A 16,443-nucleotide genomic window follows, 5' to 3' on the forward strand; every position below is an offset into this window, starting at 1 on the left:
CCTCACTAAATAATAAATCCTATAATTCCTACGAACATGATAGGATTATAGCTCTTATACCCTACTATGTCAATAGGAATTATAAAATAAGCTATGCACAAGGTGAAAAAATATCTCCTGATCGGGAGCTTGCTCACGATCAGGAGATATTTTTTTGTCTTGTATATGGCGCATGCCATTCCACGAGCCGCATTAGCAGCGAGGGGAGCATGGCTTATTTTATAATTTCGTCCGTCTTCCACGGCGCATGCCATCCTCAGGGCCGCGTTAGCGGCGAGGGGCGCATTGCTTATTTTATAATTCCGTACGGTATACACGGCACATGCCATTTCTCTGGCAGCTTCCCCATACGTTTTCACTCATTTCTTATTTGCAATTTTCTTATACAGCATCTTCCTCACATAGAAATAACATACTATCTGCATAGCAAGGGTTATGATCCAGGACGCCGGATATGAGATGAACAGAACCGCCAGGGATCTGTGTCTCGGGAAAATCCAGTATATCCACACGATTCGGGTTCCCACCGTTCCTATGATCGAGAGGAGCATCGGAACTCCGGAATGTCCCATCCCACGAAGCGCCCCCGGGAACAAGTCCATAAATCCGCACAGGAAATATGTGACTGTCGTATACAGCAGAATCTCCATTCCGCACTTTATAACCGCGTCGCTGCTCGTATATATATGCAGCAGCTGCGGTCCAAAGAAATACGCTCCATTGCCCAGAACCATCATTGCCGCAAATGACAATATCAGGCAGTCGATCAGAACTCTCTCCATACGTTTCCATTTGCCGACACCGTAGTTCTGGCTCGTAAAACTCATGCACGCCTGCGTTACAGCATTCACCGTCACATACAGAAAGCCAAATATATTATTTGCCGACGTGTAGCCCGCCATGGCAACCGAGCCAAACGAGTTGACTGACGACTGCAGCAGTACATTTGAGAAGTTGATGACCGTGCTCTGGATTCCAGCCGGAACTCCGACCGAAAAGATCTGCTTTACATATGCACCCTTGATGGTAAGCTTTGAAAATCTAAGCTGATAGCTCGTTTCTGACCTGCACAGGCAGCGGAGGACGAGTACGCAGGATATCAGCTGTGAGATGACTGTTCCGATTGCGACCCCCGCAACTCCAAGCTTGAAAATGATCACAAAACACAGGTTAAGGCCTGTATTTGCAATTCCGGATATAACCAGAAAAAGGAGTGGTCTTTTGGTATCTCCCACCGCCCTGAGTATGGCAGCGCCGTAATTGTACAGCATGAAAAATGGCATTCCCAGGAAATATATCCTCATATATAAAGAAGAAAGTCCGATGACATCCCCCGGAGTATCCATAAGCTCAAGCGCCGGTTTTGCGCAAATCCACCCGACAAAGGCCATAATAATACCGCTGACCAGCGCCAGCGCGATCGCGGTATGTACTGTCTCTGACATTTCTTTATCTTTTCCTGCGGCATAAAGCCTTGCCGCAAGCACATTTGCCCCAAGGGATATCCCTATGAACAAATTGGTGAATACATTGATAAGTGCTGTGGTTGAACCGACCGCCGCCAGCGACTCGTTACCACTGAACTTCCCTACAACAATGATATCCACCGCATTGAACATCAGCTGCAGAATACCCGAGAGCATAAGCGGGAGCGAAAATGAGATCAGCTTATCCATGATCGTCCCGTTGCACATATCAATTTCATATTTATTTTGTTTTAATGTAGAACTCATTTCTTTCCTCACCAACTAATAGCATATATGTTCTGATAAATCACACACAGCAATGCTTATGTTCGCTCTTCTGCCTGTACATATATTCATCAGCCCGCTTCATGGCGGTCTCCCAGTCGCAGCACCTCGTACCATTGGTGCCTAGTCCCATGAACAATTTTAACACAGAGTATGTTGGGGCACAATGGAGGATGTGAAGCAAACAAAACAAGAGCAAAACATATTCCCTCGTCTACTATACAAATAGTAAAATCACCTTCCATTTCCCCCTTATTTTTCCACTCACAGCGTCACTCTGCGCTTTATAAACGCATTTGCCAAAACCTATTGACACAGCGATTTGAATGGTCTAAAGTGTGCCTACCGGCCGGATAAAATACTAAGGAGGAACACTCTTGCCAACAACAAGAAAACTTTATGACAGCATCTTCAAGAAGATTCTCACGCTGTCCTCGAAAGCTGTGATCAACATGATTAACGGCCTGTTCAACATGTTTTACGATCCGGAAAACTCAACAGTATCTTATCACTGGACTGAAAATGTTCACGATAATCAGAATTCTATGACCACAACTCTGGCCGACACCATACTCGTAATCAACAATTCCGATGCATATCATATGGAAGCGCAGATGAAAAAGGATGATTCTATTGTATTCCGTGTATTTTCATATGGAGCGGGATATGCAGATCAGACTAAGAAGATACTGCAGGACGAAGAGGGCTGTCAGGTATATCGAATTCATTTTCCTGAACCCTGTGTGATATATCTGAGCAATGTACCAAAATCAGTACCTGATACATATTCGTTGCAGGTGGGATTCGGGCATACCCAGAACATAACCTATAACGTCCCTGTTACAAAACTCACGTCCTGCTCCGTAAAGGAAATAAACGACAGGAAAATGATCATCCTGATTCCATTCTACATTCTGAAACTCCGCGAAAAGCTGAGGAATAAGAAAGCACGTACACCAGAGAATATAGCCTCATTGAAAAGCCTCATCAAAACAGATATAATGGGTAGCATAGACAAGAACGTGGAGCTTGGGAATATAACAGCTGAGGATGGAGCACAACTATACAGATTTACTCAGATGCTTTATACTCGCCTATATTCCCAGTTTGAAGAGACCGAGGAGGTTACGGATATGGTGGAACAGTCGATTATTACATTTGTGGATGTTTTTCAGGAAGAGAAAGCCAGGATGGAAAAACGTATGGCTGAGATGGATAAGGAGATTGCCGACAAAGACAAGAAGCTCGCCGACAAGGACAACGAGCTTGCCGAATTAAGGGCAGAAATAGCCAGACTTAAAGGTTCTGACAAATAAATATTTCATATTACTACTTTCTATACAAAAGCGAAGGACGAAGGCATAAAACACCTCCGTCCTTCGCTTTATTATTATATTACTACGTGATCTTTTTTAGATGTAGTTTCCATCGTGAACCTGGGCCGCGTCGTATACAGACTCCTTGCGGATCTCATCTGCTATCTCGTCTGCGTCAAGCTCGCCGTCAGCATTCCAGTCGCCACTGTAGATCTCGGCGCCTTCTACCTTGATTCCTGCGATCTGCTGCTCGCTTGCGAAGAGAAGTACGATGATTCCGGCATGATGAAGATGCTTTAATACAGCATTTACATCCTCGCGGATATCTGGAGCGTACAGGTATGTATGACGTCCGTCGATGCTGAGCTTCTTCTCTACCGACTCAACGAAATCTCTTGTGACATTGCCTGCTGCAAATGGAACTATGACAGCCTTCTGTCCCTTGATCGCTGCACGCACATTTCTGTCTATGCGTCCCTCGTAAAGTCCGGTCTCCTCAGTGTGAACCTCCTCGACAACACCGCAGGCACTTGTCATGTCTGTTACACGATCAATGAGTATGAGTTCTCCGAGAGTCTTATGCTTCTTGAACTCGTCAACCACGATCCTGTCGGCAAATGCGATCCTGCATACTGCGATACCATTCTTGGAAAGGGTGTCCGCTGATTTCTGCTCGCCTGTATTTACATCTATGGTGTAATCGATATGTGTAACTGTACCAGGGATCATTTTTGTTCCGAGCTTCACGAAGAAGTTCTTGCCATTGTACAGCTCATCGTCATCCATCCAGAGAAGTGTTGCGGTGATCGAAGATGCAACCTTTGCGCCTGAATCAACTGTGAGCACACATCCTCTTGACACATCAACCTCACGGTCAAGCTGTATTGTTACAGGCTGTCCCTTCTGTGCTGAGTCCACTGTGTCAAATCCCACATGGATGCTCTTGACCTTTGCGGTCTCGTTGCTTGGGAGTGTGTTGATCTCGTCTCCGACGTGGATCTCACCATCCTCGATCTGACCCTGGAAACCTCTGAATGTGTGGTCAGGACGGCACACTCTCTGAACAGGCATATAGAATCCTGCCTCTGTGTTATCCTCTGCGATATCTATATCCTCAAGGTATGTAAGGAGTGCTGGACCCTCATACCAAGGTATGTTCTCCGACTTCTTTGTCACATTGTCACCCTCTGTCGCTGACACAGGGATGATAGTGATATTTGGCAGACTGAGCTCTGATGACAGCTCATTTATCTGCTCAACTATCTCGTTGAAACGCTTCTCATCGTATCCGACAAGATCCATCTTATTTACTGCAAATACAAAGTATCTGATTCCCATCAGCGCGCAGATCCTTGCGTGTCTTCTGGTCTGCACCAGCACGCCCTGCTTTGCATCGATGAGGATGACTGCCAGGTCGGCAAATGATGCTCCAACCGCCATATTTCTTGTGTACTCCTCATGACCCGGTGTATCCGCCACGATGAAACTTCTCTTGTCTGTTGTAAAATATCTGTATGCAACATCGATGGTGATACCCTGTTCACGCTCTGCCATCAGTCCGTCCAGAAGAAGTGAATAGTCGATGGCACCGCCGCGGCTTCCTACCTTGGAATCAAGCTCCAGAGCCTTCTCCTGATCTGCATATAAAAGCTTTGAATCGTATAATATATGTCCTATAAGTGTTGACTTTCCGTCATCTACACTTCCGCATGTTATAAATTTAAGTAATCCGCTCATCTTAGAAGTACCCCTCCCTCTTTCTACGCTCCATGCTGCCTGCTGCCTCGTTGTCAATAACTCTGGTGGTTCTCTCTGAGGATACCGCACTGAGCGTCTCCTCGATGATCTCAGGGAGTGTGTCCGCTGTGGACTCCACGCCGCCTGTCAGTGGATAACATCCGAGAGTTCTGAAACGAACACTCTTCATCTCTATCTTCTCACCAGGTCTGAGTTTCATTCTGTCATCATCGACCATGATGATATTGCCGTCACGGTATACAACAGGTCTCTCCTTTGCAAAGTACAGCGATGGGATCTCTATGTTCTCACGCTCTATGTACTCCCATATATCAGCCTCTGTCCAGTTGGAAAGTGGGAATACTCTGACCTCCTCGCCCTTCTGGATCTTGGTGTTGAACAGCTTCCACATCTCCGGTCTCTGGTTCTTTGGATCCCAGGCATGCTGTGCATTTCTGAATGAGAGAATTCTCTCCTTCGCACGGGACTTCTCCTCATCTCTGCGTCCGCCGCCAAATGCTGCTGTGAAACCGTATTTGTCAAGAGCCTGCTTGAGCGCCTGTGTCTTCATGATATCTGTGTATGCTGAGCCGTGGTCAAATGGGTTGATGCCCTTCTTGACACCCTCCTCGTTGATGTACTCGATCATGTCAAGTCCGTATTTCTTCGCTGTCTTGTCTCTGAACTCGATCATTTCCTTGAACTTCCATGTTGTATTTACATGCAAGAATGGAAATGGCGGCTTCTCAGGATAGAATGCCTTGAGTGCCAGATGAAGCATTACCGAGCTGTCCTTTCCTATGGAATAAAGCATAACCGGCTTCTCACACTCCGCAGCAACTTCGCGGATGATGTATATCGCCTCTGCCTCCAGTTCGTCAAGATGTGATAATGTACCCATATCTATACCAACCTTTCTTCTTTTTAATATTTATTAGCTTCCTTCTTGTCTATCACTATCTGGTCTGTTGTGCCATCCATCTTTCGGATATTCCACAGAAGCAGATCTCCCTTGTTCTCCACCGACATCCGGCTTCCCATTCCGCCGATGTCAGCTCCGAGATATAATGAGATGGCGTCAAATGCACACTCCTTGATACAGGATGAGCACCCCCAGCAATCCTTAGGGTATTTCATGAATATCTGTCCATCCTCATCTCTCTTTATGAGGGAACCCGGGCAGACATTTGCACATTTGCCACAGTTTTTGCAAAGCTCTTTATTTATCACTATGCTCATATGCATCCCCCTTTCCTTGGAACATCAGCCCATTTGAAGTCGCCTCCGGCGAGGGGCTGACGCTGCATGCCATATTCCCTGCGGGAACCTGGCACAAATTAACCAGCTCTCTGTGTATCATCTTAAGCTCGCCGTCCACCATCTTTGAGTTGACAAATATCTCCCAGTCTTTACTCTTCTCCGGGTAGTCCAGGTTCTCAGCAAAGCTATGCCATCTCGTCTCCTTCCTGTCCTTCAGGTGTGCGATTACAGAGAGTGCAACTGTGAGCCTCTCCTTCACCTCATACACAAACATGAGCTCGTGCATGTCGTGGGCACTTATGTGCCATACCAGCTTCTGGAGCTGTTCTATCTTCTCCTTTGCCAGCTCAAGCTGTTTCTCATTGAACTGGTAATGGGTGGATATTCCTCCGGCGTAGTTGTCCATGACCTTCTGCATGGCCTCCTCTATCGCCTCGTATGTGAACATCTTCTCATCGGTATCGAGGAAATGATCATACTCTTCTATCTTTCTGTCAAATGCAGTCTCCTCGTCAAGCTCAGGATCAAGGTATCCCTCGTCAAGCTGCTTTACCATGGCAATGGCTGCTATCTCTCCCTCAACCATCGCTCCGGTCACATACTTCTGTGGACATCCGCCCGCCACATCTCCGGCTGCGAACAGCCCGCGTATTGTGGACTCTCTGTCGTTGTCCACCCAGTAACCGCTTGCGGTGTGGCCGCCGACTATATAAGGCTCTGTGCCCTCTATCTCCACATTCTGCTCACTCGGATTCTTGCCGGACTCAAGCCATTTGAGAGTCTGGCTCGGAGCCATGTTGAGGTATGCCCTCTTCAGTGAGTCATCCTGCTCTGGGGTGATGCCCTCGGTTCTCAGATAGCATGGACCTCTGCCTTCTATATTCTCCCTCACCGTTCCGTACACTCTCTGGGATGTGGTGAGTCCGTATTTGTTCTCGTATATCTCGCCGAGTGAATTGACCTGCTTGGCACCGACACCCTGGGCTATGGTTCCCGTAGGTGCTATTGTGTCCTTACATCTGAGTGCTATAAATCTCATCTCAAATGTGGTCATCTCCGCTCCGGCATTTATTCCCATTGCGTATCCCGCTCCGGTGTTGAACGGCGGATACCACATCTTATGTCTCGAAAATCCCGGATTGTTCGGTCTGTAAAGTCCCGCCGCACCACCTGTAGCACAGAGCACTTTCTTTGCTCTAATCTCGTAGGCTGTATTATCCTCTATGGAGAATCCAAATGCCCCGAGGATCTGATTGTCCTCCACAATATAGTCCGTGATGTTGACTCTGTTCAGTATCTGACAGTTGTCAAGCTCCTCCACCGCCTTTGCCAGCAGCGGCTTCATGTTCTCACCATTTATCTTGATATTTCTGTTGCCCCTTGCAACATACTCTCCATTCTCATCCTTGAGGATAACCAGCCCCAGCTTCTCCATCTTGTCTGTGACACGGTTCAGCCCCTGTGACATTGAAAGCAGAAGATCTTCTCTGACAATTCCGTCAGCATCTGTCCTGCAGTAATCCACATAGTCCTCAGGCTTTCTGCCCTTCACTATGTATGCGTTGATGGCGTTCACCCCCGCCGCCAGACATCCACTTCTCTTTATGTTCGCCTTCTCGGCGATGATGATGGAATAATCAGAATGTTCTCTGACGGTCAGCGCTGCATAGCAGCCCGCCGTACCACCACCGATTATCAAAATGTCCGTATGAAGTATTTTCCTGTTTGCAATACCCATATTTTCTCTCCAATCACTTTTATAATTAGATGTAGAATACATCGTTATCCTGCATTGCCTTGTTCTCCAGCAGATATGTCTGATTCTCATCAAATACATACAGCCTGTAGATGAGAACGTGGACCTGCTCCCCCGGCTTTACGACATCCTTCTCCATGGATCTCTCGGCGACGATCTCCACTCCATTGACATCCACCGTGACGTCCAGATGGCTTCCGCGGAACAGCACATCCTTGACTATCCCCGACTCCGCCGCACTCTGGTACTGATCCAGCCTGCCGCTCTTGGATATCTTGACGAACTCCGGTCTGATGACCGCCCTGTCCGCTCCCGGCACCCTGTCAAAACCCTTGAGTTTCTCGTAGTCCTCCACAACAGTTGACCTTCCGATGAACTGTGCCACAAACGGTGTGGACGGCGTCTTGTATATCTCCATCGGCGATCCCATCTGCTCTATCTGTCCGTGGTTGGTGATGATGATCTCATCCGCAACCTCCACAGCCTCATCCTGATCGTGAGTGACAAATATGCTCGTTATGCCAAGCTTTTCAACCATCTCCTTGAGCCAGGTTCTAAGCTCCGTCCTGACCTTTGCATCTATCGCGGCAAATGGCTCATCCAGCAGCAACACCTGTGGATTCGGTGCCAGCGCCCTGGCAAATGCTACCCTCTGTCTCTGTCCGCCTGAGAGCTGGTTCGGATATCTCTTCTCCATACCTGACAGCCCTGTAAGCTCCAGAAGCTCCATAACTCTCTTCTTGATCTCTTTCTTTGGAACCTTCATGAGTTCAAGTCCAAATGCCACATTGTCAAATACCGTCATGTAACGGAACAGTGCATAATTCTGGAATACAAATCCTATTCCTCTCTTCGCAGCTGGTATATCATTTACACGCCTGCCGTCTATGTATATGTCACCGGAATTTGGATTTTCAAGTCCGGCTATCATTCGGAGAAGTGTCGTTTTTCCGCTTCCCGACGGTCCCAGAAGCGCCACCAGCTTGCCCTTCTCCACACCAAAGCTGACATTGTTGGACGCCAGGAAATCTCCATATTTCTTATATATATTTTTCATCTCGACGTACATGTCGTCAGCCTCCTTTTTGTTCTCTTATTCTTCCGCACCTGATCTATCTCTCGAAACTCCTGCAAGCCATCCCATATGCAGACTATCTCACTTCGCCCTTATCGGATATCGCCCTTTTTCGGGTATCGCCCCCTCGCCTCCGCTCAGCGGCAGGTCGTCACGCGCATGAGAGTTATGAACTTCGTTCATAAGCGCGTTTCCTCTTCGCTCTGTACTCAAGCAGATTTCTCAGAAACAATATGATGACCGCTATGATCACCAGTATGGATGATACTGCAAATGCCGCTGTGATGGATTCCTCCGTTCCCGACATGTACAGCGCATCGATCTCAAGTGGAAGTGTAAATGTCCCGCCCCTTGTCTTGGACAGTGCATTTACCGCACCGAACTCGCCGAGTGCTCTGGCGGTACAGAGAATTATTCCGTATATGAGTCCCCATTTCATCTGGGGAAGTGTTATCCTTCTGAATATCGTGAAGCCCTTCGCCCCCATGAGCGCCGCAGCCTCCTCCTCATCCTTGCCCTGGGCGTTCAGCACCGGGATAAGCTCCCTTGACACAAATGGGAATGTCACGAATATGGTAGCAAGCACAACGCCCGGAACTGCAAAAGTTATCCTGATATTTGTTCCCAGCATATCATTGATCCATCTGATCGCCGGATACGTCCATCCGAGTCTTCCAAATGTCATGAGGTAGGCAAGACCTACGATGACAGGTGATATGGAAAACGGAATGTCTATCAGTGTCGCCAGCACCTGCTTGCCTTTGAAGGAGAACTTCGTCAGCAGCCATGCCGCACATATTCCGAAAAATGTGTTTACCACCACAGCTATGACTGTGGCAATAAGTGTGACTCCAAGCGCGCTTATCACGTACTCTGTCGTGATGGACTGCAGGTAGAACTTAAAGCCCTCCTTCAGCGCACTTGTTATCACCGATATAAGTGGAACCACCAGCATGAGCACTATGAAAAGCACCGTCACGGTTATCAGTATTATCTTTGTCCTGCGCTTGCCGCGCTGCAGCTTTTCCTGTTCGCTCATTGTGTTTCCTCCTTTTTCTAAATTAAAGTAAGTTAGTCCTTCTGGACTGTCTCAGCTGTACTATGTTGATCGCGAACAACAGTACAAATGATATTACCAGCATCACCAGTGCTATGGCTGTTGCGCTGGCATAGTCTATGTAGCTGAGCTTCTGCATGATCACGTATGATATGACCTGCGTCTGCTCCTTTGCGCTGTTGCCCGATATGTAGATGACACTGCCGTACTCTCCGATCCCTCTGGCAAATGCCAATCCAAATCCTGTAAGCAGTGCCGGCCTGAGCTCCGGAAGAATAACCTTGAAGAATGTTCTTCTCGGTGTGGCTCCCAGCATGTAGGCCGCCTCCTCGTACTGGTTGTCCATCTTCTCAAGTATCGGCTGCACCGCCCTTATGACAAATGGTATCCCCACAAATACAAGGGCGATGGTAAGTCCGATCTTTGTGTATGCAACATCTATTCCAAGAGCCGCAAGCGGCTTTCCAAGGAATCCGTCCTCACTGTACAGTCTCGACAGCGTTATACCTGCAACCGCCGTTGGCAGACAGAATGGAAGTTCTATGAATCCGTCCAGTATCTTCTTGCCGGGGAAATCGTACTTTACCAGTGTCCACGCTATTATCAGACCAAACACCGTGTTGACTATCGCCGCTATGAACGAACAGCCGATGCTGGTCTTAAATGCATTCAGCACATTCTTCTTCAGAAGCAGATGCCAGAATTCACCCGGTGAGAGCTTCAGCGATGACACCAGCACCGATGCCAGCGGGATCAGAACTATCAGCGACAGCATTGCAATGACTATTCCAAGCGTCAGATGATATCCCGGGATAACTCTGGTCTTCTTTGCGTTATTAAGTTTATCCTTCTTGCCATTTTCCTCTGCTGCCATCTCGTCTTCCAATCCATTTTAATAATCATATATCTCGTCAAACTTTGCACCGTCATCGAAGAAATCCTCATAGGCTTTGTCCCAGCCTCCGAAATCATCTATGGTCCACTGCTTGATGTCCAGATCAAATACGTCTGCATACTCTGCAAGTATCTTCTCATTTGTCGGGCGATAGCCGCTCTCAGCCTCAAGCCTCTGAGCGTCATCGCTGTACAGGTACTTCAGATACTCTGTGCTGACCGACTCTGTTCCATTGTGCTTTGCGTTGTCATCGACAACCGCCACACTCGGCTGAGCCAGTATACTCACCGACGGATTAACTATCTCGTAATCCTCCGGGTATTCCCTCAGGGTTGCTATCGCCTCATTCTCCCAGGCAATCAGTACATCACCCTTGCCATTCTCCACAAATGTGGTCGTCGAACCTCTGGCTCCCGAATCCATGACCGACACATTCTGATAAAGCTTCTTCATAAACTGCCATATATCAGCTTCATCGCTGTATGTAGTTCTGGCATAGGCAAGAGCCGCAAGGAAATTCCAACAGGCTCCGCCGCTACTCTTCGGATCAGGTGTTATGACTTCCACATCGTCCTTCACCAGATCGTCCCAGTCCTTTATATCCTTAGCATTTCCCTTTCTCACCAGGAACACGATAGTAGATGTGTAGGGTGCTGAATCCTTGTCAAATTCATCTATCCAGCCCGGATCTATCAGACCATTTGCCGATATGAGGTCAATGTCATGCTCAAGTGCCAGTGTGACAACATCTGCATTACAGCCCTCCACCACCGACCTCGCCTGTGAACCGGAGCCTCCATGAGACTGGATGACCTTGATGTCCTGTCCGTACTGCTCTTTGTAATACTGTTCGAACATGTCATTGTATCGCTCATACAGCTCCCTCGTCGGGTCATACGAAACATTTGTAATTGTGATAACATCATCCTTCTTCCCGCCACAGCCGGCAGCACCTATCGCCAGCACCGCCGCCATGGACAGAAGCAATACTCTTTTCCCAAGTCTCATATCTTTTCTCTTTCTCATAAATAGGTCAATTCATCCAATGAGCAATAATTGCTGCAACGATATTAACTTCTGCTATACAGTTTTGACATCATCCAAGGAGGGACATTCGAAGTCGCCGGTCCTTAGGTGGCGCCTTAGGCGGCACCTTAGTACCGCTGCAGACTGAGTCGAGCGAAAGCGCTCCCGACTGGATATGTCAAATACTGTATACCGTTCACAACCTTTAGGCAATTATTGCGGTCTACAGGTTAAACAGTGATGTTGAGAGGTATCTCTCTCCTGTATCCGGGAAAAGAACCACAATAGTCTTGCCCTCGTACTCAGGTCTCTTTGCAAGCTCAGTTGCCGCATAGAGTGCAGCACCTGCAGATATTCCAACCAGCACACCGTCTGTCTTTGCTATTTTTCTTGATGTGTCAAATGCATCATCGTTCTGGATCCTGATGATCTCATCCACGATGCTCAGATCCATAACGCCAGGTACGAATCCTGCTCCGATTCCCTGAATCTTGTGTGGGCCAGGTGCACCGCCTGAGAGAACAGGTGAATCAGCAGGCTCAACTGCTATCAGCTTGACATTCGGGTTGTGCTCCTTAAGTCCGCTTCCTGTTCCTGTGGCTGTTCCGCCTGTTCCTACTGCTGATACAAATGCATCAACCTTTCCGTCTGTATCTCTCCAGATCTCCTCCGCCGTTGTCTTCTTGTGGATAGCTGGATTTGCCTTGTTCTCAAACTGCTGTGGGATGAATGCATTGCCGTACTGCTCTTTGAGCTCATTTGCCTTGGCGATGGCTCCCTTCATTCCCTCTCTGCCCGGTGTTAACACGATCTCAGCACCGAGAGCTGACACGATCTTTCTACGCTCAACGCTCATGGTGTCCGGCATGGTGAGTATCAGGTGAAGGCCCTTTGCTGCTGATACAAATGCAAGTCCGATTCCTGTATTGCCTGATGTAGGCTCGATGATGACTGTCTCCTGATTGATGAGGCCATCCTTTATTCCCTGCTCGATCATGGCTGCTGCCACACGATCCTTCACTGAGCCAAGCGGGTTGAAATACTCAAGCTTTGCAACGATGTGTGCCTTGAGTCCAAGCTCCTTCTCATAATTTGTGAGCTCCAGAAGTGGAGTGTTTCCTATAAGTTCTGTCAACTGTGATGCTATCTTTGCCATGGTTCTTGTTTCCTTTCTTTTTTTACTTTTTTCAAGTCTCTATGGTCTTTCTTGATTCTTTACTATCTTTATATACTGTACATTATTTTCTATATAATTCTTTTAACAGGCCATCTGATAAATCTTTTCCTCTATCGCTCCCGCCAGAGCCGCATGGCCTTCCGGATTCATGTGCTCCTGATCTGCCTCGCTGCTGTCCGCCACAGATGACGCCGCCAGAAATTCTACACCAAACTCGTCGGCTATCTTTTTATAGACATCTGTGAGCTTCCTTGACACCTCAACGGATTCCGGTGAGAACTCAGGATCAAATTCATCCTTCCACACCTGCTCGCCTAAGTGTATCGGCGATACGAGAAGTATCCTGCTGTCTGCTGAATACTGCCTCGCCTGAATGAGCAGTCTCCGTATTCCCTTGCCTATCACATCCGGTGATGCCGAGAACACCGTCTTACAGTCATTTGTTCCAAGCATGATTACTATATTCTCCGGTTTGTGTGTCTCCAGCAGAGTTGGGAACAGCGACACGCCCTTTCTTCCCTGTCTCAGTGGATCCTCGAACACTGTTGTTCTTCCACAGAGGCCTTCCTCTATGATCCTTATATCTTTATTTGCCAGCTTCTGCTGCAATATACTGGTCCATCTGATTCCCCAGGGAAATCTCTCCCCATTCTCAGGATTGTATCCCCATGTATTGGAATCTCCAAAGCACAACACCTGTTGCATGTGTCCACCTCCTGTCTATTGAACCTCGCTCTGTTCAATGGATTTCATCATCAATCCACATATATCCTATCTGATATGTAGTAATTATCTATCAACATGTTGGAGTATACAACTTATTTCCTACTATGTCAATAGGGATTATGTGCTTTTATTGTTTAAAAAAAGAGTGAAGATGTAAAAAATATCATCTCCACTCCTTTATAAAGCACATATCCAGCCGTTAATCCTCTGCATTAGGATCACAATCTCTTACATACACATCAACCGAACTACCGCTTACTTTTATGTAATATGACTTTCCAGCTTCACAGTTATAGCTCATGTAAAAATCTTTTTTATTTGTTGTCTTGCTATGCTCTGCATCGTCCACTTCCATGAGCAGATTTTTGTTCTCATCATATAAGTATCCCTTTGGATCACCGTATGAAACAGAATAAAAATAATATGTTCCTGTTTTCTTTGGCACATACCTGTAATACATTCCAACTTCTGCATATACATCGTTAAAATTGCCAAAGTCAATAGCAAATTCATTCACATCCGCAGTTAACGTGGTCGTCTTACTGGTCACTTTTGCTGATATCACACCACGCTTACCTGAACCTTCCGCTGTCAGCTCATATGTTCCAGGAACAAGATACACATATCCGTTCCAGCCACATATTCTACCATATTCATCTGTCCATCTGCCCAGATCGTCAACCGTGCACTTTTCATTGTTAGATTTGACCGCAATCTTTGTTACATCCGCCGCAAGATCCACTTTATTCTCCCCAACGCCAAATGTACGATTGCCGATATAAGTCACATCGTCCCCAATTTTAATTTTCACATCATATGTTCCAGGAATAATTGACATATAATATTGTCCATTACGATCTACTGTAGCAAATTCACTGTTAAGTTCGTATTGGACTGAATTATCTTTGTTTATGATAATAACACTTGCCCCATCCAGTATATTGCCATTTTTATCTCTGACATACCCCATAAGAGTTGATCCAAGTATAGTTTTTATCACACAACCAACTATGGTACTTATTTTTTCGTTGTTGGCATCTGTTATTTTTACTTTGAGATTATATGTACCTTCTTCTTCTAATTTACCGGTTATTTTTCCTTTTGAATCAATGCTGAGATTATAACTTTCTCCGACAAAACTGTATGTATAACTTCCGGAACCGCCAGCCACAGCTGCAATACTATTGTTGATCCTACAGATATGGCTGTTACGTCCCATAATTTTAAATACTGGTTCATAATTTCCTGCAATCGTTGTCTGGCTGTATATATTCCATGAAATTTCATAAGTGTCCACATTTCCCAGTTCATCGACTGCTTTAACAGTTGTCACAGTCGTTCCCGCCTTAGTCGGTTTTCCACTGAAATAAACCTTATTGGCATCTCCTGGATCCACCTTGTATTTCACGCCGGCAGGGAGGCCCACTACATTGATCACACATATGCCCTTATAACCTTCAATGCTATTTACATCCAGAGTCTTATTCATACCAACATTCTGCTCACACTTATAGGATACATAAATCGTTCTATTATTCACGTCTCCAGAATAATATGTCTCAATTTTAGAATTACCTGTACCCGTAAGTCCCTTTATATATATGCAGATTCTTGCCTTTCTTGACAATGTATAGCCTCTTCTCAGTGCAATCGTATAGTTCTTATTGTCTTTTGTTGTAACACTGTCAAATGGAATATTGTAATTATAATTACCATTCATCACTGTACTCGCCTTGATTGAAAAACTTGAGGACGTCAGTTTCTGTTCAGATGACAGCGTAAGTTTAACTGTACGAGGGTTACTCATCATTGCCGATACAATTGTGACTGGTTTTTCGACCGTTATTTTGTATGTCGCCTTCTTACCTGTGCCATCTGTAGCCTTTGCTGTTATCACTGCTGTTCCTGCAGCAACCGCATATACTTTTCCTTCAGAATTTACCATGGCTACCTTATCATTTGAAGAACTCCATGCACATTTCTTATTGGTTGCATCTGACGGCTTTATAACTGGGCTGAGCTGCATCGTTTTGCCTACATACAGCCTTCCACTTATTTTGCTGAATTTTAATGATGTTATCGGTGCCTTTACTGTTACCTTGCAGACTGCTTTCTTTCCTGAACCGTCAGCAGCCACTGCTGTGATAGTCACTGTTCCGCCTTTTACCGCTGTGACCCTGCCTGTAGCACTTACCTTTGCGATCTTGGAATTGCTACTCTTCCAGATAACCTTCTTATTGCTGGTTGTGTTAGGTCCTACTGTCGCCTTTATCACTGCCGACCTGCCCTTCTTGATCGTCAGCGCAGATTTGTTCACCTTGACTCTTGTGGCCGGCTGTCCGACTGTGACCTTCACCACCTTCTTGATCTTCGCATTTGACTTGAGAGAGATCGTGATATTTGCACTTCCCTTTTTCACTGCTTTAATCTTTCCCGCAGAAGACACTGTCACTATCTTTTTATTGCTCGTTGAGAATTTGAGATTGCCTGAAGTCGTATTTGTCCTCAGAGTAAATGTTTTCCCTGCCTTGAGTGTTAGTGTATTACTTGGAAGATTTTTCACCGTAATACTACTGATGGTTGTTGTGGTCGCTGCTTTTGCCGGAATGCTGACACCTGTAAATGTCAGCGCAAACACAAGGATCAGCGCAACGAGAGCCATAAACC

Annotated in this window: 14 protein-coding genes; 1 reads left to right on the forward strand and 13 read right to left on the reverse strand. The window is 46.4% G+C overall.

Annotated elements, in window-relative coordinates:
- Positions 1–5 precede the first annotated feature (5 nt).
- Both ABUA31_RS06010 and ABUA31_RS06015 read right to left on the reverse strand, forming a co-directional pair.
- Positions 6–242: a hypothetical protein gene (locus ABUA31_RS06010; protein WP_349818889.1), complete on the reverse strand. Its 237-nt coding sequence runs from the start codon at positions 240–242 to the stop codon at positions 6–8.
- A 117-nt stretch (positions 243–359) separates the two neighbouring features.
- A complete protein-coding gene (locus tag ABUA31_RS06015; protein ID WP_055145444.1) occupies positions 360–1,733 on the reverse strand; it encodes an MATE family efflux transporter in 1,374 nt (457 codons plus the stop codon).
- Between the two features lie 395 nt (positions 1,734–2,128).
- Between ABUA31_RS06015 and ABUA31_RS06020 the strand changes: the two genes are divergently transcribed.
- Positions 2,129–3,067 carry an RpnC/YadD family protein gene (locus tag ABUA31_RS06020; protein ID WP_117875195.1) on the forward strand — a complete coding sequence of 313 codons (939 nt, stop codon included), beginning with the start codon at positions 2,129–2,131 and terminating at the stop codon, positions 3,065–3,067.
- Positions 3,068–3,163: 96 nt separating this feature from the next.
- On the opposite strand, the gene ABUA31_RS06025 is transcribed toward ABUA31_RS06020, so the two are convergent.
- The 11 genes from ABUA31_RS06025 to ABUA31_RS06075 all read right to left on the reverse strand — a co-directional run bounded on the left by ABUA31_RS06025 (position 3,164) and on the right by ABUA31_RS06075 (position 16,438).
- Positions 3,164–4,804, reverse strand: a complete 1,641-nt coding sequence (locus tag ABUA31_RS06025; RefSeq protein WP_349818890.1) for a sulfate adenylyltransferase subunit 1 — start codon at positions 4,802–4,804, stop codon at positions 3,164–3,166.
- Position 4,805: 1 nt separating this feature from the next.
- On the reverse strand, positions 4,806–5,705 hold the full coding sequence (gene cysD / locus ABUA31_RS06030; protein ID WP_015534724.1) for a sulfate adenylyltransferase subunit CysD: 900 nt from the start codon (positions 5,703–5,705) through the stop codon (positions 4,806–4,808).
- Positions 5,706–5,728: 23 nt separating this feature from the next.
- Positions 5,729–6,043, reverse strand: a complete 315-nt coding sequence (locus ABUA31_RS06035; RefSeq protein ID WP_118650012.1) for a 4Fe-4S dicluster domain-containing protein — start codon at positions 6,041–6,043, stop codon at positions 5,729–5,731.
- A complete protein-coding gene (locus ABUA31_RS06040; protein ID WP_349818891.1) occupies positions 6,024–7,802 on the reverse strand; it encodes an adenylyl-sulfate reductase subunit alpha in 1,779 nt (592 codons plus the stop codon). The genes ABUA31_RS06035 and ABUA31_RS06040 overlap by 20 nt, the downstream gene beginning before the upstream one ends.
- 25 nt (positions 7,803–7,827) lie before the next feature.
- A complete protein-coding gene (locus tag ABUA31_RS06045; protein ID WP_004851740.1) occupies positions 7,828–8,889 on the reverse strand; it encodes an ABC transporter ATP-binding protein in 1,062 nt (353 codons plus the stop codon).
- Between the two features lie 172 nt (positions 8,890–9,061).
- A complete protein-coding gene (locus tag ABUA31_RS06050) occupies positions 9,062–9,934 on the reverse strand; it encodes a sulfate ABC transporter permease (protein ID WP_004851742.1) in 873 nt (290 codons plus the stop codon).
- Positions 9,935–9,956: 22 nt separating this feature from the next.
- Entirely contained in the window at positions 9,957–10,826 is an 870-nt protein-coding gene (gene cysT / locus ABUA31_RS06055) for a sulfate ABC transporter permease subunit CysT (RefSeq protein WP_227135105.1), read from the reverse strand.
- 18 nt (positions 10,827–10,844) lie between these two features.
- Positions 10,845–11,855 (reverse strand): sulfate ABC transporter substrate-binding protein, encoded by a 1,011-nt coding sequence (locus ABUA31_RS06060; RefSeq protein WP_349818893.1) that lies wholly within the window; start codon positions 11,853–11,855, stop codon positions 10,845–10,847.
- A 241-nt stretch (positions 11,856–12,096) separates the two neighbouring features.
- Positions 12,097–13,029: a cysteine synthase A gene (gene cysK, locus ABUA31_RS06065; protein WP_015534717.1), complete on the reverse strand. Its 933-nt coding sequence runs from the start codon at positions 13,027–13,029 to the stop codon at positions 12,097–12,099.
- 102 nt (positions 13,030–13,131) lie between these two features.
- The gene (locus ABUA31_RS06070; protein WP_022216174.1) at positions 13,132–13,755 is read right to left on the reverse strand and encodes a GDSL-type esterase/lipase family protein; all 624 of its coding nucleotides are present in this window, start codon (positions 13,753–13,755) and stop codon (positions 13,132–13,134) included.
- A gap of 220 nt (positions 13,756–13,975) precedes the next feature.
- Complete coding sequence (locus tag ABUA31_RS06075) at positions 13,976–16,438, reverse strand: Ig-like domain-containing protein (RefSeq protein ID WP_349819988.1); 2,463 nt, start codon at positions 16,436–16,438, stop codon at positions 13,976–13,978.
- Positions 16,439–16,443 lie beyond the last annotated feature (5 nt).

It is taken from the genome of Coprococcus sp. RTP31081st1_H1_RTP31081_211007 (assembly GCF_040227275.1).
Taxonomy (GTDB): domain Bacteria; phylum Bacillota; class Clostridia; order Lachnospirales; family Lachnospiraceae; genus Coprococcus; species Coprococcus aceti.